23 protein-coding genes are annotated in these 23,038 nt (G+C 60.4%); 10 read left to right on the forward strand and 13 right to left on the reverse strand.

Features of this window, described 5'->3' with window-relative positions; translation table 11 throughout:
- Positions 1-6: 6 nt before the first annotated feature.
- The 4 genes from GRI44_RS09490 to hisS all read right to left on the reverse strand — a co-directional run bounded on the left by GRI44_RS09490 (position 7) and on the right by hisS (position 4,216).
- A complete protein-coding gene (locus tag GRI44_RS09490) occupies positions 7-849 on the reverse strand; it encodes a DUF4167 domain-containing protein (protein WP_202386294.1) in 843 nt (280 codons plus the stop codon).
- Between the two features lie 232 nt (positions 850-1,081).
- Positions 1,082-1,918, reverse strand: a complete 837-nt coding sequence (prmC, locus tag GRI44_RS09495; protein WP_202386295.1) for a peptide chain release factor N(5)-glutamine methyltransferase — start codon at positions 1,916-1,918, stop codon at positions 1,082-1,084.
- The gene (gene prfA / locus GRI44_RS09500; RefSeq protein ID WP_160601574.1) at positions 1,911-2,981 is read right to left on the reverse strand and encodes a peptide chain release factor 1; all 1,071 of its coding nucleotides are present in this window, start codon (positions 2,979-2,981) and stop codon (positions 1,911-1,913) included. The genes prmC and prfA overlap by 8 nt, the downstream gene beginning before the upstream one ends.
- Positions 2,978-4,216 carry a histidine--tRNA ligase gene (gene hisS, locus GRI44_RS09505; RefSeq protein ID WP_160601575.1) on the reverse strand — a complete coding sequence of 413 codons (1,239 nt, stop codon included), beginning with the start codon at positions 4,214-4,216 and terminating at the stop codon, positions 2,978-2,980. The genes prfA and hisS overlap by 4 nt, the downstream gene beginning before the upstream one ends.
- 136 nt (positions 4,217-4,352) lie before the next feature.
- On the opposite strand from hisS, the gene ppa reads away from it, so the two are divergent.
- Positions 4,353-4,886: an inorganic diphosphatase gene (ppa, locus tag GRI44_RS09510; RefSeq protein ID WP_160601576.1), complete on the forward strand. Its 534-nt coding sequence runs from the start codon at positions 4,353-4,355 to the stop codon at positions 4,884-4,886.
- Between the two features lie 52 nt (positions 4,887-4,938).
- On the opposite strand, the gene GRI44_RS09515 is transcribed toward ppa, so the two are convergent.
- The 3 genes from GRI44_RS09515 to GRI44_RS09525 all read right to left on the reverse strand — a co-directional run bounded on the left by GRI44_RS09515 (position 4,939) and on the right by GRI44_RS09525 (position 8,240).
- Positions 4,939-6,375 carry a mechanosensitive ion channel family protein gene (locus GRI44_RS09515; protein WP_202386296.1) on the reverse strand — a complete coding sequence of 479 codons (1,437 nt, stop codon included), beginning with the start codon at positions 6,373-6,375 and terminating at the stop codon, positions 4,939-4,941.
- Between the two features lie 4 nt (positions 6,376-6,379).
- A complete protein-coding gene (locus GRI44_RS09520; RefSeq protein ID WP_160601577.1) occupies positions 6,380-7,726 on the reverse strand; it encodes a TldD/PmbA family protein in 1,347 nt (448 codons plus the stop codon).
- 124 nt (positions 7,727-7,850) lie between these two features.
- Entirely contained in the window at positions 7,851-8,240 is a 390-nt protein-coding gene (locus tag GRI44_RS09525) for a hypothetical protein (protein ID WP_160601578.1), read from the reverse strand.
- 205 nt (positions 8,241-8,445) lie between these two features.
- On the opposite strand from GRI44_RS09525, the gene lptB reads away from it, so the two are divergent.
- The 5 genes from lptB (at position 8,446) to GRI44_RS09550 (ending at position 13,363) form a co-directional block, all read left to right on the forward strand.
- Complete coding sequence (gene lptB / locus GRI44_RS09530; protein WP_160601579.1) at positions 8,446-9,237, forward strand: LPS export ABC transporter ATP-binding protein; 792 nt, start codon at positions 8,446-8,448, stop codon at positions 9,235-9,237.
- A 44-nt stretch (positions 9,238-9,281) separates the two neighbouring features.
- Positions 9,282-10,772 (forward strand): RNA polymerase factor sigma-54, encoded by a 1,491-nt coding sequence (gene rpoN / locus GRI44_RS09535; RefSeq protein WP_160601580.1) that lies wholly within the window; start codon positions 9,282-9,284, stop codon positions 10,770-10,772.
- 227 nt (positions 10,773-10,999) lie between these two features.
- Positions 11,000-11,695 (forward strand): response regulator transcription factor CtrA, encoded by a 696-nt coding sequence (ctrA, locus tag GRI44_RS09540; RefSeq protein WP_160601581.1) that lies wholly within the window; start codon positions 11,000-11,002, stop codon positions 11,693-11,695.
- 79 nt (positions 11,696-11,774) lie between these two features.
- Complete coding sequence (gene trmB / locus GRI44_RS09545) at positions 11,775-12,476, forward strand: tRNA (guanine(46)-N(7))-methyltransferase TrmB (RefSeq protein ID WP_160601582.1); 702 nt, start codon at positions 11,775-11,777, stop codon at positions 12,474-12,476.
- A 122-nt stretch (positions 12,477-12,598) separates the two neighbouring features.
- Positions 12,599-13,363: a sulfite exporter TauE/SafE family protein gene (locus tag GRI44_RS09550; RefSeq protein ID WP_160601583.1), complete on the forward strand. Its 765-nt coding sequence runs from the start codon at positions 12,599-12,601 to the stop codon at positions 13,361-13,363.
- A gap of 6 nt (positions 13,364-13,369) precedes the next feature.
- Here GRI44_RS09550 and GRI44_RS09555 read toward each other — a convergent pair whose 3' ends face one another.
- Positions 13,370-15,631: an NADP-dependent malic enzyme gene (locus tag GRI44_RS09555; RefSeq protein WP_160601584.1), complete on the reverse strand. Its 2,262-nt coding sequence runs from the start codon at positions 15,629-15,631 to the stop codon at positions 13,370-13,372.
- Positions 15,632-15,795: 164 nt separating this feature from the next.
- On the opposite strand from GRI44_RS09555, the gene mutS reads away from it, so the two are divergent.
- The 3 genes from mutS to GRI44_RS09570 are packed head-to-tail and all read left to right on the forward strand — an operon-like array spanning position 15,796 to position 19,214.
- The gene (mutS, locus tag GRI44_RS09560) at positions 15,796-18,414 is read left to right on the forward strand and encodes a DNA mismatch repair protein MutS (RefSeq protein WP_456298095.1); all 2,619 of its coding nucleotides are present in this window, start codon (positions 15,796-15,798) and stop codon (positions 18,412-18,414) included.
- Between the two features lie 25 nt (positions 18,415-18,439).
- Entirely contained in the window at positions 18,440-18,802 is a 363-nt protein-coding gene (locus GRI44_RS09565; protein ID WP_160601585.1) for a hypothetical protein, read from the forward strand.
- Complete coding sequence (locus GRI44_RS09570; RefSeq protein ID WP_232843096.1) at positions 18,783-19,214, forward strand: YidH family protein; 432 nt, start codon at positions 18,783-18,785, stop codon at positions 19,212-19,214. The genes GRI44_RS09565 and GRI44_RS09570 overlap by 20 nt, the downstream gene beginning before the upstream one ends.
- A 12-nt stretch (positions 19,215-19,226) precedes the next feature.
- On the opposite strand, the gene GRI44_RS09575 is transcribed toward GRI44_RS09570, so the two are convergent.
- From GRI44_RS09575 to gluQRS, 5 genes are all read right to left on the reverse strand, one after another.
- The gene (locus tag GRI44_RS09575) at positions 19,227-19,571 is read right to left on the reverse strand and encodes a hypothetical protein (protein WP_160601586.1); all 345 of its coding nucleotides are present in this window, start codon (positions 19,569-19,571) and stop codon (positions 19,227-19,229) included.
- A gap of 56 nt (positions 19,572-19,627) precedes the next feature.
- Entirely contained in the window at positions 19,628-20,497 is an 870-nt protein-coding gene (locus GRI44_RS09580; RefSeq protein ID WP_160601587.1) for a 3-hydroxyacyl-CoA dehydrogenase family protein, read from the reverse strand.
- Between the two features lie 86 nt (positions 20,498-20,583).
- A complete protein-coding gene (locus GRI44_RS09585; RefSeq protein WP_160601588.1) occupies positions 20,584-21,168 on the reverse strand; it encodes a cob(I)yrinic acid a,c-diamide adenosyltransferase in 585 nt (194 codons plus the stop codon).
- Between the two features lie 9 nt (positions 21,169-21,177).
- The gene (locus tag GRI44_RS09590) at positions 21,178-21,414 is read right to left on the reverse strand and encodes an HIG1 domain-containing protein (RefSeq protein WP_160601589.1); all 237 of its coding nucleotides are present in this window, start codon (positions 21,412-21,414) and stop codon (positions 21,178-21,180) included.
- Positions 21,415-21,429: 15 nt separating this feature from the next.
- Positions 21,430-22,254, reverse strand: coding sequence for a tRNA glutamyl-Q(34) synthetase GluQRS (gene gluQRS, locus GRI44_RS09595; protein WP_160601590.1), 825 nt, complete (start codon positions 22,252-22,254; stop codon positions 21,430-21,432).
- Between the two features lie 128 nt (positions 22,255-22,382).
- Between gluQRS and GRI44_RS09600 the strand changes: the two genes are divergently transcribed.
- On the forward strand, positions 22,383-22,988 hold the full coding sequence (locus GRI44_RS09600) for an HNH endonuclease (protein ID WP_160602316.1): 606 nt from the start codon (positions 22,383-22,385) through the stop codon (positions 22,986-22,988).
- The last annotated feature ends 50 nt before the right edge of the window (positions 22,989-23,038 follow it).

Below are 23,038 nucleotides of genomic sequence, written 5' to 3' on the forward strand. Positions count from 1 at the left end.
GGAATGTCAGCCAACAGCTTCGGATGCTTCGCTGTCGTCAGTCCGTTTGCGCCGGGGGCGCGGCGTCAGCTTTTTCGCAGGTTCTGCGCTGCTTGCCTTGCCGATTGCTGGCGGAAGGGCGGCAATATCGATTTCACCGGAATCTTCCGCCGCAGGCCGGGCCTCGCGCGGTTTGCGCGGTTTGCGCGGTTCTGCCCGCACACGCGGCTTGCGCGCTGGCGCGTCATCGCTGTCATCAGACGAGTAGGCTGAATTTCTGCCATCGGACTGGCTGTCGTCCCGATCATGCTGCTGGCTACTGGCCTGAACATTCGTGCGGCCATTGCCGCGGGGCCGGTCCTGACCGGAGCGTTCATTGCTGCGATTCTCGTGGCGGCCATCATTCCGGCCATCGTTACGCGCATCATTACGGGTATCGTTCCGGGAATCATTATCGTCGTCCGAACTGTCGTCGTCGCTGCGATTGTCGAAGCGATCATCGTCTTCTTCGCGGCGGGTGCGCGGGCGGCGCGAACGGCGATTGTCATCGTCCCGGCTATCCTGCTGCGAATCGCCGGAATTGTCGCCCTGATCGTCCCGCTTGGCGCGGGCTTCATCCTGACGGACCTTGTTGTCATTTATGACGCGAAAATAATGGTCGGCGAATTGCAGAAAATACTCGGCCTGGACCCGGTCGCCATTATGCTGCGCGTCCTGGGCCAGTTTCTTGTATTTATCGAGCAGCTGCGGCGCATTGCCCCGCGCACGGCTATCAATCCGGTTAAGCTGGCTTCCGCCACCACCGCCTTGTGGGCGATTACTATTGCTACGGCCGCGACGACGATTGTTGTTACGATTGTTGTTGTTCAAGGAAAATCTTTCCCTCTTGGTGACTATCGGACGGGAAACACCCGGCGCAGTCGCTTCTCATGTTGCCGCAGCCGCCTTAACGCGGCTCGCGGTGCCCCAGTTTTATTCAGCTCGGGCGGTTAAGCCCAGTTGACCTGACATATGTTGGAGCTGGACCGGGCGGGTGGCGAACACGCCGCAAACCGCTGGTCTTGTCCTAGAGGTAGCCATTGCATCACGGTTTGCCAAGCCCTTATGTCAGAACCAGTGCACGCGGCCTGTGGGCAAGATCGCGGCGCACTGTCACGCCGAAGCCGCAATCGCGCGCCAAATGGCCCACGGCTGCCGCCTGTGTGGCGCCAATTTCCAGCACCGCCATACCGCCGGAAACCAGCAAACCCCTCAATTGCGGGATCAGCACACGGTAATCATCCAGCCCTTCTGGCCCGGCAAACAAGGCGCTGGCAGGTTCATGGTCGCGCACGGACGCATCCAGCACGGCACAAGTTTCAACATAGGGCGGATTGCTGATGACAAGATCAAACAGGCCGAGACCATCCTGCCACCCTGCTGCCGTCCAATCCCGCACCAGCATCTGTGCGCGGTCCGCAGCGCCCAGCCGCACCGCATTGGCGGCGGCAACCGACAGGGCGCTGGGCGAGGCGTCCACCCCTACGCCGGTCAACGCTGGCCGTTCCGCCAGCAGGGTGAGCAGCAGCGCGCCGGAACCGGTTCCGCAATCCAGAACGCGGCCTTCTGCGCCAAGGGCGGCAAGTGCAGCCTCGACCACGCATTCACTATCGCCCCGCGGGATCAGCACATTAGAATTGACGATGAAGCTGCGGCCAAAAAAATCCTGTTCGCCCAAAATATAGGCAATCGGCTCATGCTGCATCCGACGGTCCAGCAAAGGCGCGAACGCCGCCGGAACCGGATCTGCCCCGTGCCTCAGCAGCAGGTCTGACCGCGTGACGCCCAACGCATGGGCCATCAGCAATTCAGCGTCCAGCCGCGCGGTATCGCTGATGGGTGCCAGTTGTGCGGCAGCGGCGCGGATCGCCGGCATCACAGTTGCCGGCAGATCAGCCATCCAGCGCCGCGAGGCGTTTGGCCTCGTCTTCGGCAGAAAGCGCATCCACCAGTTCGCCCAGCCCTGACCCTTCCAGAACTTCTGCCAATTTGTGCAGCGTCAGCCCGATCCGATGATCGGTGACGCGTCCCTGCGGAAAATTATAGGTGCGGATCCGTTCTGACCGGTCGCCAGAACCCACCATCGCCTTGCGCGCTTCTGCCTCGGCTCCGTGGGCTTCGGCGCGTTTGAGGTCATACAGGCGCGTGCGCAGAACCTGCATCGCCTTGTCGCGGTTCTTGTGCTGGCTGCGCTGGTCCTGTTGTATCACCACCAGGCCGGTGGGAATATGGGTGATGCGGATGGCACTGTCTGTCGTATTGACATGCTGGCCGCCCGCGCCGCTGGCCCGGTAAATGTCGATTTTCAGGTCGCCCTGATCAATCTGCACATCCACTTCGTCAGGCTCGGGCAACACCGCCACGGTGGCAGCCGATGTGTGGATACGCCCGCCGCTTTCTGTCACCGGAACCCGCTGCACGCGGTGCACGCCGCTTTCAAACTTCAGCTTGGCGAACACGCCCGTCCCGCGAATATTGGCGACAACTTCCTTGAACCCGCCCACGTCAGACGCGCTGGTGCTGACAATTTCGATTTTCCAGCCCTGTTCCGCCGCGTATTTTTCATACATCCGCAGCAGGTCGGCGGCAAACAGCGCGGCTTCATCGCCGCCTGTGCCCGCGCGGATTTCCAGCATGGCCGGGCGCGCATCGGCGCTGTCCCGCGGCAGCATGGAAATGGCCAATGCACGCTCGGCATCGGGCAATTCGCGGTTGATCCGGCCGATTTCCTCAGCAGCCAGCGCCTGCATATCCGGGTCGCCATCATCCAGCGCGCTCAGTTCAGCAAGTTCGGACCGCATCGCCTGAACATGGGTAGCAGCGCGGGCAACCGGTTCCAGCTCTGAATAATCGCGGCTGGCAGTGACAAAGTCCTCACCTTCCAGTGTGCCCGATGCAAGGCGCGCTTCCAACTCGCTGAAGCGGTTGCCGATCTGGCGCAGCCGCTCGTCGGAAATGCTCATGGTGTGACCGCTTCGAACAACGTCCTTATCTCCAACTCGAATGACTCATCGGCCAATTTTCTAAACGATGGAACCGGAACACCGTCATGGCAGTCCACAACTACTATTGTACGAGGGTCTAGCTTCTTGGCTTTGTCGAATCGTTTTCGAGGTGAACCACTGGCAATCAACTCCGTTGAATGGCCCGTATGCCGCGCAATCGCCATTAACTTCAGACCAAAAGTGGCGGCGGCGTCGTCTTCCACGACGATCACCAAATCAGGGCCTGCCTCAGCTCGATCGCCCACCAGCATCGCCAGCCGCTCTATTCCGGCAGCCCAGCCGACAGACGGGGTATGCGGGCCGCCCAATGTTTCGATTAACCCGTCATAGCGTCCGCCGCCCAGCACTGTGCCCTGTGCGCCCAGCCGGTCGGTCACAAATTCGAACGCTGTATGGCGGTAATAGTCAAAACCCCGCACCAGCTGGGCATTGCGCTGCCATGGCACCCCTGCTGCATCAAGGCCGCTGGTAACGGCGCAAAAAAACTCGCGCGCTTCCGCGGTCAGAAAATCATCGATCGGCGGGGCATTGGCGACAATGGCAATATCGCCGCGATCCTTGCTGTCCAGAATGCGTAACGGGTTACGGTCCAGTCGGTCCTGGCTGTCTTCGCTCAAAGCGTCCTTATGCGCAGCGAAATAATGCACCAGCGCAGCCCGCCATGCTTCGCGGCTTTCCGGATCGCCAAGTGTATTAAGCTGCAAGGTCACGCCATCGGCAATGCCCAATTCTTTGAGCAACTGGTCGGCCATCGCCAGCAATTCAACATCGGCCTGCGGTTCTGCCGCGCCCAGAATTTCGGCGTTGATCTGGTGAAACTGGCGGTAGCGGCCCTTTTGCGGGCGTTCGTAGCGGAACAGCGGGCCGTGCGTGGCCAGCCGCAGCGGGGCGTGCTGCTGCCACCCATCGGTGATGAAAGCACGAGCGATGCCAGCGGTGAATTCAGGCCGCAGGGTCAGCGATTCGCCGCCGCGATCTTCGAAGGAATACATTTCCTTGGCCACAACATCGGTGGTTTCACCCAGCGGGCGGGAAAAAACCTCGGTCTTTTCAAAAACGGGCATTTCTGCGCGGCGAAAGCGATAGAGCTTGCGGACGCGTTCAAAGGTTTCCACCACGAAGGCGAATGCCTCTGCGTCGGCGCCGAAGATGTCCTGCGTGCCGCGAACGGCCTGGGGTGTGTTATTTGCCATGATGTGCGGGCGCTTAAATGTTCGCTGCCTTCCCTGCAATGGCCGGGGCGGCATAGGGCGAATATTGCGCCCGGCTATTGCAATGCAACAAAATTAGTCTTGGCGGGGTCACAAGCGGCGTCTAGAGAGCCGCTCCATGAACATCGACATGATCCCGATTGGCGATAACCCGCCTGAAAGCCTCAATGTAATCATCGAAGTGCCGTCAGGCGGCGAGCCGGTGAAATATGAATTCGACAAGGCGTCTGGCGCGCTGTTTGTCGACCGTATTTTGCACACGCCAATGCGCTATCCCACCAATTACGGGTTCATTCCGCATACTTTGTCGCCCGATGGTGACCCGCTGGATGCGCTGGTTATTGCCCGTTCGCCCTTCATTCCGGGTTGCGTCGTGCGCGCCCGTCCGATTGGCGTGCTTAATCTGGAAGACGAGCATGGCGGCGATGAAAAGCTGATCTGCGTGCCTGTGGACACCACTTTCCCCTATTATTCGGATGTGGGCGAACGCGGCGATCTGCCGTCAATCGTGCTGCAGCAGATCGAACATTTCTTTACCCACTACAAAGATCTGGAAGCGGAAAAATGGGTCCGCGTCGGCCAGTGGGGCGATGCCGCAGAAGCGCGCCAGATTCTGCTGGAAGCGATCGAACGGGCGGAAAACGCCAAGTAAAACAGCGAGCAAAACAGCTGGCCGCGTTGTTCGGCCATCCTGGTTTGTAAATTTATTCCACCGGCCTGCCGTGATCGAGCAGGTCCTTGTCCTGCGGATCGGCAATCCGTTCCGCATCGACCATTTTTTCCACTTCGGTATCAGGCGACACGTCAGAAGCATTGGCAGAAGCCGTTGCCGGTGATGCTGCCGCCGTACCGGCAGCAGCTAGTTGTTTTTTGGCAGGCTGTTTTTTGACAGGCCGGTCTGCTGGCGGGGGCGCCGCTTGGGCGATATTCCCGTCTGCCAGGGGCAAGTGCGCCCCAGCATCGAAACGCAGGCGGTAAATGGGTTCGGGCAAGGCAAAGCCAGCCCCTTCCAACGCATCTTTCACCGCCGGTATCGCTTCGCTGCGGGCTTTGAACCAGTCGGTCCGGGTCTGGTCAATCCAGCCCAGAAACTTGATCACGATGTTGGAATCGCCCACTTCTTCCACCCGTGCGGATGGTTCAGGCGTGTCGAGCACGAAATCCAGATCGCGCAGCACCTTTACGCCCAAGCGCCGCGCTTCGCTCACATCATCTTCAGCATCGATACCCAGTTCAAATTCGAACCGGCGCTGCGGATTGCGGGTGTAATTTACAATCACCGCCTTGAAGACCGTGGAATTGGGGATCCGCAGATGATTGCCGTCCAGCGTCATCAGCACAGTGGCCCTGCTGGTTAGCCGAATAACCCGGCCTTCCATCGTGTCGATCACTACGTGGTCATTGGCGCGGAATGGCTGGCGCAGGGACAGCATCAGCGATGCCACATAATTTTCAATCGTGTCGCGCATGGCAAAGCCCAGCGCGATACCCACCACCCCGGCGCCGCCCAGCACTGCGCCCAGCAGGGCGGTCGCGCCGATCATGTCGAGCGCGATGACCACCCCGCCCACCACGAACACAAAGCGAATGGCGCTGGCGATCAGTTCAGCCAGAAAACTGTTGGGCGCAAGACGGTGCCACACATTGCCGAGGCTGGCGATCAGGTAGCCGGCCAGGGAAATGGCCAGCGCCACCCCCAGCGCCACCGCGATCAGCGGAAGCAGGTTGAGGAAGCTGTCGATCTTGCCCGACAGACCGCCCAACCCGCCCAGATTGCCATCGACCGAAACGTCGCGTTCGACCGCATTTTCCACGGTAACCACCCCGGCAACCCGGCTGGCAATCCGTTCTGCGCGGTCCTTGTCTGCCGCATCAGAGACTGACCCATCCAGCGACACCACGCCTTGATTAACCACGACATTAATATCCGAAAGGGCCGGAATTTCGCCGAAAATATCGCGGATACGCTGGGCAATGCGGGCATCAGCGCCGGCATCATGGGTATCGTCGATCTGCGGTTCAGCCGCCGGTTCCGCGGCTGGTGCGTCAGTGGCAGCAGGCACCAGCATGGATGCAGTTGCAGGCGCCGCCGCAGGGGCGATCAGCAACAGAATTGTCAGCAGCAGCCGCCAGAATGTCATGGTCCTATTCCCCCGCTACCATCATGCCATCAATCCGCAATGTCGGCACATTGACTGCGCGATAAAATTCCAGATCATCTGCTGCCTGCACAGCTGCCAGCATCGAAAGAAGATTGCCGGCAATGGTGAATTCAGCCACCGGGCCTGCAATTTCGCCATTTAAAATGCGGAAACCCGCCGCGCCGCGGCTGTAATCACCAGTGACAGGATTAACGCCCTGTCCCGAAAGTTCGGTTACCAGAACCCCATGCGCGATATCGCTGATGAGTTCAGCGCGCGTAAGGCTGCCGCCTTCCAGATGCACATTGCTGGCCGATACGCCCGGCGCGCCGCCGCTGCCGCGTGCGGCATGGCCGGTGGGCGCAATCCCCAGCTGGCGGGCGGATGACAGATTGGTCAGCCATCCGGTGATCCTGCCGCCTTCCACCAGAGAACGCATCGCGGTGGGCAGCCCTTCGCCGTCAAACGGACGGGACCGCAAACCGCGCAGGCGATGCGGGTTATCAATAATGCGGATATGATCCGGAAAAAGCTGTTCCCCCAACCGGCCGAGCAGGAAGCTGGAGCGCCGGGCAATGGCAGGGCCAGACATGGCCCCCAGCACATGGCCCACCAGCGATCCGCCCACGCGCGGGTCAAACACAACGGGCATGGCACCGCTGGCCAGCCCGCTGGGGCTGAGGCGGGCCATGGTGCGTTCGCCCGCTTCCCGTCCGATAGCATCAGGCGATGGCAGATCGGCCAGGTGGCGCGCGGTGCGATAGGCATAGTCGCGCTGCTTGTTGCTGCCCTCGCCCGCAATCACGCTGGCGCTGAGTGAATGGCTGCTGGAACCATATCCGCCAAGAAATCCGTTGCTGGTGGCCAGCACCGCGACAGACCGGCCAAAACTGGCGCTGCCCCCTTCGCTATTGGTGATGCCGCTTACGGCGCGTGCGGCATCCTCTGTCGCTTCTGCCCGTGCCCGCAGGGTATGGGGATCAGGCTCGCAAACGTCTTCAAGTTCAAGGTCGGGCCATTCGCTGCTGGCCAGCAGATCTGCCCCGGCAATGGCAGCATAGGCATCTTCCGGCGCGGCGCGCGCCATGGCGACGGCCCGCTGCGCCAGTTCACTGAAAGCAGCCGCGGAAAAATCGCTGGAACTGATGGACGCCGATTGCTGCCCGACAAACACCCGCAGGCCGATTTCCTCGCCTTCGGATCGTTCGACATCTTCCAGCTTGCCCAGCCGGATGCTGACCGCTTCGGATGAAGAAGCGCGCACCACCGCATCGGCGCTGGTGGCCCCGTGCAATTTTGCAGCGTCGAGCAATTGGGCACAGCGGTCCTGCGCAGCGGCAAGATCAATCATGGAAAACAGATGCAGTGGATCATGACCGGGAACCTAGGCCACGGCTGATGGCGGCGCAACATGGGCGCCTGAACATTTTACGAAAAGACTGCCCCTGTAATGCGGGCGATATGTGGCGGGCTTTTCAGCCGGCAAACACGGTGTTGAAGAAGCCGGTGAGGGCAAAGGGCAGGCCAATGGCAAGAAGCCAGAGGCCCAGCTGATCACGCCGGTAAGCGCCCGACCGCGCCGGGTCTGCTGCCTGTTCATCGCTCAGGCCCATCCACCGGTGTTCGAAGAAACGGCAGGCGGGGATTATTCCCACCACCAGCACCACCAGCGCGAAATAAGGGAGAATGGATGAACCGCCCTGCTCCATAGCGCCGACAGTGACGAAAATCTGCAGGCCGGTGTAAATCAGCAGGGCGTAAGCAACATTGTCGCTCATGCCGCGCCGCCAGTCCAGGGATCTGGTGCGTTTTGCAGCGGGTCCGTCAGCCTGACGGTGTGCGACCCCGTCCAGTGCTTTAACCATGCCCATCTCTCCCCATGTGCAAGTTTCGAGTCGGAGTATTTCAAACCTTTGGCCTCCAGTCAAACAAAGTAACCATTTTGTAACATTGCGCGCAAGCAATGGTCCCACGCACGCCATCGCTCCCCAATGCGCCCCATGCATGAAGCCTGCCACTTTTCGACGAACGGGGGTTTTCTGACCGCCCGGCAGTGCTACATGGGGCGTAATGAGCACGATAGACCAAGCCGCCGCCACAGATGCGCACCCCGCAATGGATGCGTCTGCCCCCATTCCGCAGGGCGGGCTGGAAGTCATCTCCATCGCGAAAAGCTATGACAAGCGGGCAGTGCTGACCGACATTTCCCTGACCGTGGGCAAAGGCGAGGTGCTGGGCCTGCTGGGCCCCAATGGCGCGGGCAAGACCACCTGTTTCTATTCCATCATGGGCCTGGTTCGCCCTGATTCCGGCCGCATCCTGATGGATGGCGAGGATGTGACCAAACTGCCGATGTATCGCCGCGCCATTCTCGGCCTTGGCTATTTGCCGCAGGAAACATCCATTTTTCGCGGCATGACCGTGGAACAGAACATCAATTGCGTGCTGGAAATGGTCGAGCCTGATCGCGGAACGCGCGAACATGAACTCGAACGCCTGCTGACAGAATTCGGGTTGACCCGCCTGCGGTCCTCGCCCGCCATGGCCCTGTCCGGCGGTGAGCGCCGCCGCTGCGAGATTGCGCGGGCGCTGGCGGCCAAGCCGTCGATCATGCTGCTGGATGAACCCTTTGCCGGCATCGATCCGCTATCGATCAGCGATATTCGCGACCTGGTCAAGGACCTGAAGCAGCGCGGCATTGGCGTTCTCATTACCGATCACAATGTGCGCGAGACACTGGATATCGTGGACCGGGCCTGCATCATTTATGGCGGGCAAGTGCTGTTTGCCGGCACGCCGCAGGATCTGGTCGCGGATGAAAATGTGCGCAGGCTCTATCTCGGCGAAGGCTTCACCTTGTGATGCGGCGCTGTTTCACAAAGCCTGCGCCTACGGCACGCTGATCGATGGCATTGGGGCCCCGCCTCGATCTACGGCAGAGCCAGTCACTGGTGATGACGCCGCAGTTGCAGCAGGCCATCAAACTGCTGGCGCTGTCCAATCTGGAAATCGAAAGCTTCATTGGCGAGGCACTGGAAGCCAACCCGCTGCTGGAAGCAGGCGAAGTCAGCCGCGATGCCACTGACACAGATGACGGTTCCGCCTCCCCCCGCGAAGAAGGTTCTGCCGATACGCTGATGGCAGAAGGGCGCGGCGAACAGGACAGCCCGCTCGACATTGCGACAGAAACGCTCGACCGGGACCGCGATACAGGTGACGGGGAATGGGGCAGCGCAGCCAGCAGCATGATGGGCGCCGAAGGCCCGTCGATTGACGAGCGCGGCAGCGGCGCCATTTCGCTCGCGGATTTTCTGTATGAACAGATCGGCTCTGCCTCGCGTGACGAGCGGGAAGACTTTATTGCCCGCTATCTGATCGGCCAGATTGACGACACCGGCTATATGACCATGCCGCTGCGCGAAGTGGCAAGCGAGCTGGATGTGCCGCTGGCCGAAGTAGAGCGGGCACTGGACGTGGTGCAGACGCTGGAGCCGACCGGAGTGGGTGCGCGCAATCTGTCCGAATGTCTTGCGCTGCAGGCCAAGGAAGCGGACCGCTACGATCCGTGCATGGCGCGCCTGATCGATAATCTGGAACTGATTGCCAGGGGGTCGTTCGAACAGCTGCGCCGGATGTGCGATGTGGATGATGAAGATTTTGCCGACATGCTCAGCGAACTCAGAACCTATGACCCGCGCCCGGGCCTGCAATATGGGGCCGCCGAGGGCACGGCCGTGGTGCCTGATATTCTGGTGGGCCACGGGTCTGATGCAGCAGATGGCGACAGCTGGAAAATCAGCCTGAACGAGGCCACCCTGCCCAGGCTGGTGGTCAACCGCACCTATTACCTTGAACTGAAACAGGGCAGCACGGACAAAGAATCGCGCGGCTGGCTACAGGAAAAACTGGGCGATGCGAACTGGCTGATCAAGGCGCTGGACCAGCGGCAGAAAACCATCCTCAAAGTGGCTGCCGAAATCGTGAAGCAGCAGGACGGTTTTTTCCGCCGCGGCGTTTCTGAATTGAAACCCCTCACCTTGCGTGCGGTGGCCGAAGCGATCGAAATGCATGAAAGCACGGTCAGCCGCGTGACATCGAACAAATATCTCCATTGCGACCGGGGCACGTTCGAACTGAAATATTTCTTTACCAGCGGCGTTGGCGCATCTGCCGATGGCGAAGGCGGCGCATCGTCCGAAGCCGTGAAATCGCGCATTAAGGCGCTGACCGAAGCCGAGGACCCGAAGAAAATCCTTTCCGACGACAGACTGGTTGAATTGCTGAAAGGCGAAGGGTTCGATCTGGCCCGGCGAACGGTGGCGAAATACCGGGAAGCCATGGGCATCGGCAGTTCCGTCCAGCGCCGCCGGTCCAAGAAGATGGCGGGAATGCGGTAAAGGCAAAACCTGTTGTCCAGGCGTCGCAAATTGCTGACGATTCTTCCGGATCGTCGCAAATCCGCGCCCTTCAGACTCCCCGCGACTCGCCGGATTCCATAGGTTTACGGTTAATTAACCTTTTCTGTTCAGAAGTTGTGTGGTTAATACAGGTCAACACCTCTTGCTAAGGGGTTACTGCCTGCAGGTTTCGGCCACAGGGATTCGGGTTAAGGGGGGACTTTCCCATGCGTGTACTGTTAATCGAAGACGAGCCTACAACGGCCAAGGCGATCGAGCTGATGCTCACGACCGAAGGTTTCAACGTCTATTCGACCGATCTGGGCGAAGAAGGCCTCGATCTGGGCAAACTGTATGATTATGATATCATCCTGCTCGACCTGAACCTGCCTGACATGCACGGCTATGACGTGCTCAAGAAACTGCGCGTCGCCAAGGTGCAGACGCCGGTTCTCATTCTTTCCGGCATTGCCGAAATGGACAGCAAGATCCGCAGCTTCGGTTTCGGGGCGGACGATTATGTGACCAAGCCTTTCCACCGCGAAGAACTGGTGGCCCGCATTCATGCCGTGGTCCGCCGTTCCAAGGGCCACAGCCAGTCGGTCATCCGCACCGGTAAGCTGGCCGTGAACCTGGATGCCAAGACCGTGGAAGTCGATGGCGCCCGCGTTCACCTGACCGGCAAGGAATATGCCATGCTGGAACTGCTCAGCTTGCGCAAAGGCACCACGCTGACCAAGGAAATGTTTCTCAACCACCTGTATGGCGGGATGGACGAACCGGAATTGAAAATTATCGACGTGTTCATCTGCAAGCTGCGCAAGAAATTGAGCCATGCCTGCGGCGGTGAAAATTACATCGAAACAGTCTGGGGCCGCGGCTATGTTCTGCGCGATCCGGAAGAAAAGGCAGAAGCTGCCTGACAGGTTAGAGTTCCTTTGGACGGGAAAATGAGCCCGGGGCCTCGCGTCCCGGGCTTTTTATTGGTAGCGGGCCGCCATCATGACTGCACATAAACCCGGTGACCCCACCACTCTCAACCGTCTGTATGGCCGCACCCAGGGACGCGCGCTGCGTCAGGGCCAGCAGGAATTGCTGGAAACGCTTCTTCCTGCCCTCAGCGTGCCGGATGAAGGCCCGGTGACATCGCAGGCATTGTTCGGCACTGATGCACCGCTGCATTTTGAAATCGGCATGGGTTCCGGCGAACATCTGGCCGCGCGCGCCGATATGCTGCCCGACCACGCCTTTGTCGGCGCCGAACCATTTGTGAACGGCATGGTCGGCGCATTGGGTCATGTCCGCGACATGGGGCTGACCAATGTGCGGCTGCACATGGGCGATGCGCTGGAAGTGCTGGCGCGCATTCCGGACGGGGCGCTGTCCTTTGTCTATCTGCTGCACCCGGACCCATGGCGCAAGGCGCGCCATGCCAAACGGCGAATGATGAATGACGGCCCGCTCGACATGATTGCAGCCAAGCTGAAACCGGGCGGTGAATTCCGCTTTGGCACCGATCACCCCATCTACCTGCGCCACGCGCTGATGGTGATGCGCCGCCACACGCAGCAGTTCGAATGGCTGATCTCCGGCCCGGCAGATTTCCAGAACCGCCCCGGCGGCTGGAGCGAGACCCGCTATGAAGCCAAGGCCCGCAGGCAGGGCCACGAAGTGTGGTATTTCCGCTATCGCAAGCACGCCTGAAATTTGGCCTAAAATCTGGACCTGAATAGCTGGATTTTACTGGCTGAACGCGCAAAGAATCTCTTTCTCGCCAAACCTGCCAAACCATTCTAGCGGCGAAAAAAATCGCTGGAGTGTGGTGGATGGAATTCTTCGGGATCGACTTTACGGCGCTGCTGCCCTTCATCGCCGTCGGCTTTGCCGCACAATTGGTGGATGGGGCGCTGGGCATGGCATTCGGCGTTATTACCAATACGCTGCTGGTCGGCGTGCTGGGCGTGCCGCCTGCGCTGGCATCACAGCGGGTGCATATCGTTGAATGTTTCACCACGGCGGCATCCGGCATCAGCCATCTGGTGCAAGGCAATATTGACAGGAAGCTGTTTTTCAAATTGCTTATCCCCGGCATCATAGGCGGCGTGACCGGCGCCTATCTGCTCAGTTCGATCGATGCGGCAGTGGTGAAACCCTACGTGCTCGCCTATCTTGCCTGCATCGGTATTTACCTACTGATCAGGGGGCTGCTTTATCCGCCCCGGCAGCGGGAAGCGAAATTTGTCGTCCCGCTGGGACTGGTCGGCGGGTTTCTGGATGCAGCCGGCGGCGGCGGCTGGGGGCCGGTGGTGACATCCAACCTGCTGATCCAGGGTGCCAATCCGCGCAAGGTGGTCGGCACGGTCAATTCGGTCGAATTCTTCCTTACCATGGCGGTTTCAGCCACTTTCATCTTCCATCTCGGCATTGCCGATCTGGCAGGCGCGACGCTTGGTCTTCTTATCGGCGGAGTCGTGGCGGCGCCGTTCGGGGCCATCGCCGCCAAGCGTTTCTCCACCAAATTCGTGCTGATACTGGTCGGCATCGTGCTGACGCTGACCAGCGGTTACGGCGCGTGGCTGGCGTTCAACTAGGGCGTTTCAGCCCACCACCCCAGCCGCCGCCAGCACCGCCAGCGTCAGAATATCAGGCGCAATCGCAGTCATCGGCACGATCTGCACCGGCTTTTCCATGCCGATCAGCATCGGGCCGATGGTGTCATCCCCGCCCAGTTCCTTCAGGATCTTGGCCGACAGGTTGGCCGATTGCAGGCCGGGCATCACCAGCACATTGGCCGGCGCTGACAAGCGGCTGAATGGATATAGCGCCATGACCTTGGGGTTGAGCGCGGCATCGGGGGCCATTTCGCCTTCATATTCGAAGTCCGGCTGTTCCTTGTCCAGAATGGCGACCGCGCCGCGGATATTATCCAGCCATTTGCCGCTCGGGTTGCCGAACGTGGAATAGGACAGGAACGCCACGCGTGGTTCGTGGCCCATCCGCCGCGCCACTTCTGCCGTTTCGCGGGCAATATGGGCCAGTTCTTCCGCGCTCGGGCGTTCGTTGATGGTGGTATCGGCCAGGAATGTGGTGTGGTTCTTGCCGATCATCATGTGAATGCCGAACGGCAACGCGCCTTTCTTGGCATCCAGCACCATGTTCACTTCGCGTGCGGTCTGGGCAAAGGTGCGGGTCACGCCCGAAATCATCGCATCGCCGTGGCCCAGCGCCACCAGCAGGGCGGCAAACACATTGCGTTCCTGATTGACCATCCGGCGCACGTCACGTTCCGTAAAGCCCCGGCGCTGGAGGCGTTTGTAAAGGAAATCGACCATTTCCGGCACGAATTCGCTATCTGCCGAATTCTGGATTTCGAATTCGCCCGGGTCATCCACCCCCAGCATATGCAATTTGTCTGCCACAGCTTTTGTCCGGCCCACCAGCACCGGCGTGCCATAACCAAAATCGCGGAACTGGACGGCGGCGCGCAGCACCACATCTTCTTCTGCTTCGGCAAAAACCACGCGCTTGGGATTGGCGCGGGCAATTTCATACGTGTTGGTGAGGACAGCCGTGGTGGGGTTGAGGCGCGATTTCAGGGCCAGACGATAGGCATCGAAATCCGCAATTGGCGCCTTGGCCACACCGGAATCCATGGCCGCTTTGGCCACCGCAGATGAAACAACTTCCATCAGCCGCGGATCAAATGGTGCAGGGATGATGTAATCGGTGCCGAATTTATGGCTCTTGCCATAGGCTGCGGCGACTTCATCGGGCACGCGCTGCCGGGCAAGTTCCGCAATCGCATGGGCGGCTGCAACCTTCATTTCCTCGTTAATGGCAGTGGCCTGCACGTCCAGCGCGCCGCGGAAGATGAAGGGGAAGCCCAGCACATTATTGACCTGGTTGGGATAGTCGGACCGGCCCGTGGCGATAATGGCATCTGGCCGCACCGCTTTGGCATCATCAGGGGAAATTTCCGGATCGGGATTGGCCATGGCGAAAATGATCGGCTGATGCGCCATTTTCTTCACCCATTCAGGCTTCAATGCGCCAGCAGCAGACAGGCCAAGGAAGATGTCCGCGCCCACCAGCGCTTCTTCCAGGCTGCGCGCTTCTGTGGGCACGGCATGGGCGCTTTTCCATTGGTCTACATCCTCACGACCCGGATAGATCGGGCCGGTGCGGTCGCAGACGATCACCTGATTATGCGGTACGCCCATCGCCTTGATCAGGGCCGTGCAGGCCAGCGCGGCTGCGCCAGCACCGTTGACCACAATTTTCACATCCTTCAACTCGCGGCCGGTCAGGAAACAGGCATTGATGAGGCCGGCGGCAGAAATGATCGCCGTGCCGTGCTGGTCATCATGCATGACGGGAATGTTCATCCTGTCGCGCAGGGCCTGCTCGATAATGAAGCATTCGGGTGCCTTGATATCTTCCAGATTGATGCCGCCGAAAGTCGGCTCCATCAGGGCCACCGCATTGATGAAGGCTTCGGGGTCTTCTGTATCCAGCTCGATATCGATCGCATCGACATCGGCAAACCGCTTGAACAGCACTGCCTTGCCTTCCATCACCGGCTTGGATGCCAGCGCGCCCAGATTGCCCATGCCCAGAATGGCGGTGCCGTTGGAAATGACCGCGACCAGATTGGACCGCGCCGTATAGCGCGCTGCATTGGCCGGATCATCCGCAATCGCCTGCACCGGCGCAGCCACACCCGGCGAATAGGCCAGCGACAGGTCGCGCTGGGTCGCCATGGGCTTGGAGGCAATGATCTCGATTTTGCCGGGGCGGATGGTTTCATGATAAAACAGCGCCTCGCGCGTGGTGAAGCTGGTCTGTTTATCGTCGGCCATGTCCGGAACTCCCTGTGTGTCGGCCATCCCGTAACGGACACAGGCCAGAAGCGATAGGGCAAAGCGGCCAGATTTAGCCTGAAGTTGGCCCGAAGCTGATGGGACAGGGGAAAGCCCGCGTTCACCCCTTCCCGAATCGCAAGGACAACGCCTAGGCACAGCGCATGGCGGGTTCCAAGGCCGGTAAGGTCACTCCGATGATGCAGCAGTATCACGCGCTGAAGCGCGAGGCGGAAGGCTGCCTGCTGTTTTACCGCATGGGCGATTTTTTCGAATTGTTCTTCGATGATGCGCGGCAAGCCGCCGCCATTCTGGATATCGCGCTGACCAGCCGCGGCGAACATGACGGGCAGCCGGTGCCGATGTGCGGCGTTCCCGTTCACGCGGCGGAAGGGTATCTGGCCCGCCTCATCAAGGCCGGCTGCCGCGTGGCCATTGCCGAACAGGTGGAAACGCCCGAAGAAGCCAGAAAACGCGGCGGGTCCAAGGCATTGGTGGCGCGCGATATTGTCCGCTTTGTCACTGCCGGAACCTTGACCGAAGATGCCCTGCTGGAACCGCGCCGTGCCAATATTCTGGCGGCGGTGTGCGAAGTGCGCGGCAAGGCGGGCATTGCCGCCTGCGATATTTCCACCGGCCGGATGGAAGTGGAAGAATGTGCGCCCGACGATATCGGCGCTGCCCTGGCCCGGCTGGGCGCAAGCGAACTGGTCGCCCCCGAAGATTGGGCCAGCGCGCCTGACAATGCCATCACCCGCCCGCGCGGTGATTTTGGCAGCGATGATGGCGAAGCCCGCCTCAAGTCGGTCCACGGCGTGGCGACGCTGGACGGGTTCGGGCAGTTCACCCGCGCCATGCTGGCAGCCGCAGGCGGTCTGATTGCCTATCTCGACCATGTCGGCCGGGGCAAGCTGCCGCTGCTGCTGCCGCCAGTGGCACATAGCGGCAGCGCCGCTTTGGCGATGGATGAAGCCACGCGCACCAGCCTGGAAATCCTGCAATCGCAGCAGGGCAGCCGCGCCGGCAGTCTGATTGCCGCGATTGACCGCTGCGTAACGGGCGCAGGCGCACGGCAATTGGCGGATGATCTGGCCGCACCGCTGATGGATGCAGCGGCCATCGAAGCGCGTCTGTCGCTGGTTCACTGGCTGCATGATGATCCGCTGCTGCGGGCAGATCTGCGGGATGTGCTTCGGTCCCTGCCCGATATCGGGCGGGCGCTGGGCCGGGTTGTGGCAGGCAGGGGCAGCCCGCGCGATCTTGGCCAGATCCGCGATGGCCTGGCAGAAGCGCGGCGGCTGCGCGATTTTCTGGCGGCCCGCCCTGACCGCCCGCAATTACTGGACAGCATCCTGCCGCACATGGGCGGCCACGGCCATCTGGTGGACCTGATGCAGCGCGCACTGGTAGCAGCGCCGCCGACAGACTGCGGACAGGGCGGCTATATCGCCGCTGGCTATGATGCGGCGCTGGACGAATTGCGTGCGATGTCGGGCAATTCACGCCGCGCCATCGCCGCCATGGAAAGCCGTTACCGCGAAGAAACATCGGTCGCCGCCCTCAAGATCAAGCATAATGGCGTGCTCGGCTATTTTATCGAAGTGCCAGCCAGATATGCCGATGTTCTGATGCAGCCTGACAGCGGCTTTACCCACCGCCAGACAATGGCCGGTGCAGTCCGGTTCAATTCGGTCATGCTGCATGAAGAAGCAGCCCGTATCGCGCAATCAGGCGGCCATGCGCTGGCTGCCGAAGAAGCGCATTTTGAAGAACTGACCGCGCAGGTCATCGAGGCGCGCCAGACCATTGCCGCCGCCGCAGCGGCGCTGGCGCGGATCGACGTGGCAGCGGGCCAGGCGGAACGGGCTGCTGATGGGGGCTGGTGCCGCCCGGCAATTACGCAGGACAATTGCCTGAATATCGAAGGCGGCAGGCACCCGGTGGTGGAAGCCGCGCTGGCCCGTTCGGGCGAACGGTTTGTCGCCAATGATTGCATCCTTTCGCCCGATGACCGGCTGTGGCTGATCGGCGGGCCGAACATGGGCGGCAAATCCACATTTCTGCGGCAGAATGCACTGATTGTGCTGCTGGCACAGGCAGGCGGATATGTGCCTGCCACCGCCGCCACGGTGGGTCTGGTGGACCGGCTTTTCAGCCGGGTCGGTGCCTCTGACAATCTGGCGCGGGGGCGGTCCACGTTCATGGTCGAAATGGTGGAAACCGCAGCCATTCTGGCGCAGGCGACCACGCGGAGTTTTGTCATTCTGGATGAAGTGGGGCGCGGCACCTCCACTTATGACGGGCTGGCACTGGCCTGGGCGGCGGTCGAAGCGGTGCATGGCACCAATCGTTCGCGCTGCCTGTTTGCAACGCATTACCACGAATTGTCGCGGCTGGCGGAAAGCTGCGATGCGCTGTCGCTGCACCATGTGCGCGCGCGCGAATGGCGCGGCGATCTGGTGTTGCTGCATGAACTGGCAAAAGGGCCTGCTGACCGCAGCTACGGCCTGGCCGTGGCCAAATTGGCAGGCGTGCCCAAAGATGTGGTCGCGCGCGCCAAATCCGTGCTGGACCGGCTGGAAAAAGGGCGCGCCGAGACTGGCGGCCTTGCGGCGGGGCTGGGCGATCTGCCCCTGTTTGCAGCCGCCAGCCAGTTGCAGGGAAAAGACGCAGACGAATTGCGCGACCATCTGGACACGCTGGATATCGATGCCCTGAGCCCGCGTGAGGCGCTGGATATGCTGTATGAATTGAAGCGGCTGGCAGGTTCAACGCAAACTTAACCGATGCGCTGATAGGCTGGCTGCCATGTTGAGCCAGATTTTCCGGAGCCGCTGGGGGGCGCTGATTATCGTGATGATATGTGCCGCGGGCGCGGCAGCACTGATTGGCACTGGTGAAAATTCCGGCATGTTGCTTGATGCAGCCGACAGGCTGGCCAGTCAGCAGGGTGAATTGAACCAGCCAGCCGCCGAGGTCACAGATCCGAATTCGGTGCCTGACACGCATGACCCGTCTTCGCTGACAGAATTTACGCCTGACGATGAACTGGTGGACGATACATCAGGCATCGACCCTACACCGCCTGAAGAACAGCCTTTCCAGCCTGACGTCGTTGCGCAAAGCGATGATATGGTTATTGTTCTGGACGATGACCCAACCGGACAATAACCCGCCAGCCGACCAGAATTCGGACCCATCGGACACCGATATGTCCACAATTGACAGTACCAAACTTGCTGAAAACCGCACTAACTGGGCGGAGGACCGCACAATTCTGGCGCTGGAACGCACCTTTGCCGGGTGGATGCGCACAGCCTTCGCGGCGATTGGCATTGGCCTTGGTTTCCGCGCGTTGTTTGGCGAATTTGATCCGCCGTGGCTCGCCCGCGCCATCGCAACCATGTTCATTGGGCTGGCGATTATTTTCGCAATTGGCGCCCAGAAACGGGCGCGCAAGGCGTTTGAACGCCTTTCGTCCCATGCAGTAGACACGCCGAACCTGCCGAACCTGAGATGGATATCCTATTCAGTTTCGGCAGGTGCGATTTTGCTGATTATCGCGCTGTGGGTGCTGCATTAACGAAGCCGCGGCCTAGCTTCCGTCGCCTTTCAGCCCATCGAGTTTGGCTGCATCGCCGAATTTATCGACATTATCATCGTGGTTGGGTTCACCGCGAAACGCATCCATGTCGATCCTGCCGCTGCTTTCCATATCGCGCATGTGGTCAATCACATCCTGCGTGGAATCGCCCATCAGATCAGAATTATTGTCGCTTTTGGTGCTTTCTGTCGGGCTGTGGGTATCGCCTCCCATATCGCGGGCCTGCTGCGCCACTTCCTGCGCTTGCGATCGGTGATCGTCCTGCTCGTCATTATGCGTTTCGGGCGCCAGATCGGCCTGGCGTTCTTCCTGGCTCTTCATCTTGTGGTCGGTCATGCACATTCTCCTCTGCCTGACCAACGGGTGATGCGCCCCACCTGTTCCACAAAAACTCAGCGCGTGGGAACGGGGGCATCGCCAGTATAATCGTAGAAGCCCCGGCCTGTCTTTCTGCCCAGCCAGCCGGCCTCGACATATTTGACCAGCAATGGCGCCGGACGATATTTGGAATCGCCAGTGGTGTTATACAGCACCATCACGATATCAAGGCAGGTATCCAGCCCTACGAAATCCGCCAATTCCAGCGGGCCCATCGGGTGGTTCAGACCAATGCGGCAGCCCTTGTCGATATCCTCGATGCTGGCAGTGCCCTGCCCCAGCACGAACACCGCTTCATTCAGCATCGGGATCAGGATGCGGTTGACCACAAAGCCGGGTTCATCCTGCACTTCGACCACCTGTTTGCCCAGACTTTCGGCAAAAGCGCGGGTGCGCGCAGTGGTTTCGCTGCTGGTGGCAAGGCCGGGAATGATTTCAATCAGGCCCATGATCGGCACCGGATTGAAGAAATGCAGGCCGATAAAGCGCGCCGGATCGGGCGAGAAATTGGCCATGCGGGTAATGGGAATGGAGCTGGTGTTGCTGGCCATGATGGCATCTTGGCCCAGCACCTTGCCGGCTTCGGCAAAAATGGCCTGTTTGATTGCTTCCTTCTCGGTCGCGGCCTCGATAATCATCTCGGCATCGGCCATCGGGGCATAATCGGCGATCGGGGTGATGCGCGCCAGCGCGGCTTCTGCTTCGGCAATTTCCAGCTTGCCCTTGCCCACCAGCCGGCCCAGCGCCTTGTCGATGCCGGCCTTGGCTTTTTCCGCAACTGAAAGGTCCACGTCGGACAAAAGCACCTGCATGCCATGTTGCGCGATTGTCTGGGCGATGCCCGAACCCATCTGACCCGCACCAATTACAGCAATCTTTTGCATCGCACCATTCCTTCGCATTTGCAGCAAGGATGGCCTGTTAGCGCGCCCGGAAGAGGATAGCTAGGGGCGGTTTCAGACAGAATGAATCAGCGGTTTGCGCCGGGAATCCACTTCACATCTGCCCGGCCGTCATCATTGGCAATGCGGGCAAGGACGAACAGATAATCAGACAGGCGGTTGATATAGGCCAGCGCTGCCGGATTGACCGGTTCTGCCTGCGCCAGCGCCGTCACGCTGCGTTCCGCGCGCCGCACAGATGCACGGGCAATATGCGTGCGTGCCGCGGCTTCGCTGCCACCGGGAAGGATGAAGCTGGTGAGCGGCTCAAGCCGTTCATTCAGACTGTCAATCGCCTGTTCCAGCCATTCAGCCTGGGCAGGCACGATGCGCAAAACCATTTCGGAAGGTTCAAAATCCTTGCCGCCGACATCGCCCAGCGGCGTTGCCAGGTCTGCGCCCAGATCGAACATGTCGTTCTGGATGCGAAACAGACTGTCTGCATGATCGCTGCCGGCCATGGCAACAGCGGCCAGCCCGATGGCGCTATTGGCCTCGTCCACCGCGCCGATCGCTTCGATCCGCGCAGCATGTTTCACGCAGCGCGATCCATCCACCAGCCCGGTAGTTCCATCGTCACCGGTGCGGGTGTAAATCTTGTTCAGTTTGACCATGAAAAGGGGTTAGCCGCGGCCACCGACTGCCAGAATGATCGCCACCACCAGCACGGCCAATGCCTGATATTTGATGCGGGCGAACATCATCTTGTTCTGCAACAGCTGCATTTCGGTGTTTTGCTGGGTTTCACCACTTTCCAGATCCAGCTTGGTGGTTTTAAGGAAAGCCACAATACCGCGAACCAGCGAAATGACGACCAGCGCACACAGCACGACGAGCACGATTATGAGTAATGTTGTCATGCCGGTAATGTAGGCTCAATCCAGCAGAATACCAGCGGGAAAGCGCCCCTGCCGCATGGCGTCTGCCAGCCTCCGCCCATCTTCCGCGCCCATGCGCCGGTCCGCCAGGGAAGCAGAGCCACGCCGCTTCGCGAGCTTGGTGCCGCTTTCATCCACCAACAGGCCGTGATGATGCCATTGCGGCACTGGCAAGCCCAGCAATGCCTGCAACAGCCGGTGAATATGCGTGGCGGCGAACAGGTCCCTGCCCCGCGTCACCAGCGTCACGCCATCTGCTGCATCATCCAGCGTGGCAGCAAGGTGGTAGCTGGCAGGGGCAGACTTGCGCACCAGCACCAAATCGCCGCCTTTGTCAGGCCGCGCCTGCTGCGGTCCGGCCAGCGCGTCAGTCCAATACAGCGGCCCGGCCTGTTCCATGGCGGCTGTGACATCCAGCCGCCATGCCGCACCTTGCGATGATGCGGGAGGATTACGGCGGCAGGTGCCGGGGTAGACCGGACCTTCCGGCCCCGTCTGCGTTGCCGCCGCTGCAATGTCGGCGCGGGTGCAGACGCATGGATAAAGCAGGCCCATGGCCTTCAGCCTTTCGGCAGCATCCGCATATTCCGCCAGCCTTGTGGATTGCGCGGGAACATCCCTCCACGTCAGGCCCAGCCATGCGAGGTCCGCCCGGAAGCTGCCTGCAAGTTCCGGCCTGCTCCGCTCTGCGTCGATATCCTCCACCCGCAAAATGAACTGTCCGCCCGCCTGTGCCGCCAGATCATGCGCGACAATTGCCGAATAGGCATGGCCCAGATGAAGCGGGCCATTGGGGCTTGGGGCAAAGCGGGTGACGATCATGATTGGCCAGCCCGGATAGGCCAAATGCAGCAGCTGAGCAAAATGTTCTGTGGATTCAGCCCATGTCACAGGGTTGACGCTTTTTCACAGCAATGCCTACCTAGGGCAGATCGGAGGTGACACCAGACGTGTTCAAGGCCGAATTGATTGAACGCGCGGCACAGTTTCGCAGCGCAGCAGAAGATCCGACACGCAATGTTTCGGGCTGCCCCGCGCTTGTGCTGAATGCGGATTACACCCCGCTATCCTATTATCCTTTGAGCCTGTGGCCGTGGCAAACCGCGATAAAGGCGATTTTCCTCGACCGGGTGGATGTGGTGGCCACCTATGACCGCGAAGTGCATTCGCCTTCACTGGACATGAAAATACCATCCGTGATCGCGCTGCGCCAATATGTGAAGCCGAGCGAATTTCCCGCTTTCACCCGTTTCAATGTTTTTCTGCGTGACCGGTTCGCCTGCCAGTTCTGCGGCGACACCCGTAATCTGACCTTCGACCATGTCATCCCGCGCAGGCTGGGCGGCAAGACGACCTGGGAAAACATCGTTGCGGCTTGCGCGCCCTGCAACATGAAGAAAGGCGGCCGCACCCCGCAGCAAGCGCATATGCCCCATGTAAAGCCGATCCGCCCGACCAATTGGCAATTGCAACAACGCGGCAAATCATTCCCGCCCAATTTCCTGCACGAAACATGGCGGGACTGGCTCTATTGGGACATTGAGCTGGAAGCCTGAAGGGCGCTCTTGTCGCTGGTATAGGGCGTTGGCTTGCTAGCAAATTGCTG

The sequence above is a fragment of the Allopontixanthobacter confluentis genome (assembly GCF_009827615.1).
GTDB classification, from domain to species: domain Bacteria; phylum Pseudomonadota; class Alphaproteobacteria; order Sphingomonadales; family Sphingomonadaceae; genus Allopontixanthobacter; species Allopontixanthobacter confluentis.

Excerpts from the sequence above, each read along its gene's own strand:
- prmC (WP_202386295.1), bottom strand. The coding sequence starts at position 1,918 with ATGGCTGATCTGCCGGCAACTGTGATGCCGGCGATCCGCGCCGCTGCC.
- prfA (WP_160601574.1), bottom strand. The coding sequence starts at position 2,981 with ATGAGCATTTCCGACGAGCGGCTGCGCCAGATCGGCAACCGCTTCAGC.
- hisS (WP_160601575.1), bottom strand. The coding sequence starts at position 4,216 with ATGGCAAATAACACACCCCAGGCCGTTCGCGGCACGCAGGACATCTTC.
- ppa (WP_160601576.1), top strand. The coding sequence starts at position 4,353 with ATGAACATCGACATGATCCCGATTGGCGATAACCCGCCTGAAAGCCTC.
- GRI44_RS09515 (WP_202386296.1), bottom strand. The coding sequence starts at position 6,375 with ATGACATTCTGGCGGCTGCTGCTGACAATTCTGTTGCTGATCGCCCCT.
- GRI44_RS09520 (WP_160601577.1), bottom strand. The coding sequence starts at position 7,726 with ATGATTGATCTTGCCGCTGCGCAGGACCGCTGTGCCCAATTGCTCGAC.
- GRI44_RS09525 (WP_160601578.1), bottom strand. The coding sequence starts at position 8,240 with ATGGTTAAAGCACTGGACGGGGTCGCACACCGTCAGGCTGACGGACCC.
- lptB (WP_160601579.1), top strand. The coding sequence starts at position 8,446 with ATGAGCACGATAGACCAAGCCGCCGCCACAGATGCGCACCCCGCAATG.
- rpoN (WP_160601580.1), top strand. The coding sequence starts at position 9,282 with ATGGCATTGGGGCCCCGCCTCGATCTACGGCAGAGCCAGTCACTGGTG.
- ctrA (WP_160601581.1), top strand. The coding sequence starts at position 11,000 with ATGCGTGTACTGTTAATCGAAGACGAGCCTACAACGGCCAAGGCGATC.
- trmB (WP_160601582.1), top strand. The coding sequence starts at position 11,775 with ATGACTGCACATAAACCCGGTGACCCCACCACTCTCAACCGTCTGTAT.
- GRI44_RS09550 (WP_160601583.1), top strand. The coding sequence starts at position 12,599 with ATGGAATTCTTCGGGATCGACTTTACGGCGCTGCTGCCCTTCATCGCC.
- GRI44_RS09555 (WP_160601584.1), bottom strand. The coding sequence starts at position 15,631 with ATGGCCGACGATAAACAGACCAGCTTCACCACGCGCGAGGCGCTGTTT.
- mutS (WP_456298095.1), top strand. The coding sequence starts at position 15,796 with ATGGCGGGTTCCAAGGCCGGTAAGGTCACTCCGATGATGCAGCAGTAT.
- GRI44_RS09565 (WP_160601585.1), top strand. The coding sequence starts at position 18,440 with ATGTTGAGCCAGATTTTCCGGAGCCGCTGGGGGGCGCTGATTATCGTG.
- GRI44_RS09570 (WP_232843096.1), top strand. The coding sequence starts at position 18,783 with ATGACCCAACCGGACAATAACCCGCCAGCCGACCAGAATTCGGACCCA.
- GRI44_RS09575 (WP_160601586.1), bottom strand. The coding sequence starts at position 19,571 with ATGACCGACCACAAGATGAAGAGCCAGGAAGAACGCCAGGCCGATCTG.
- GRI44_RS09580 (WP_160601587.1), bottom strand. The coding sequence starts at position 20,497 with ATGCAAAAGATTGCTGTAATTGGTGCGGGTCAGATGGGTTCGGGCATC.
- GRI44_RS09585 (WP_160601588.1), bottom strand. The coding sequence starts at position 21,168 with ATGGTCAAACTGAACAAGATTTACACCCGCACCGGTGACGATGGAACT.
- GRI44_RS09590 (WP_160601589.1), bottom strand. The coding sequence starts at position 21,414 with ATGACAACATTACTCATAATCGTGCTCGTCGTGCTGTGTGCGCTGGTC.
- gluQRS (WP_160601590.1), bottom strand. The coding sequence starts at position 22,254 with ATGATCGTCACCCGCTTTGCCCCAAGCCCCAATGGCCCGCTTCATCTG.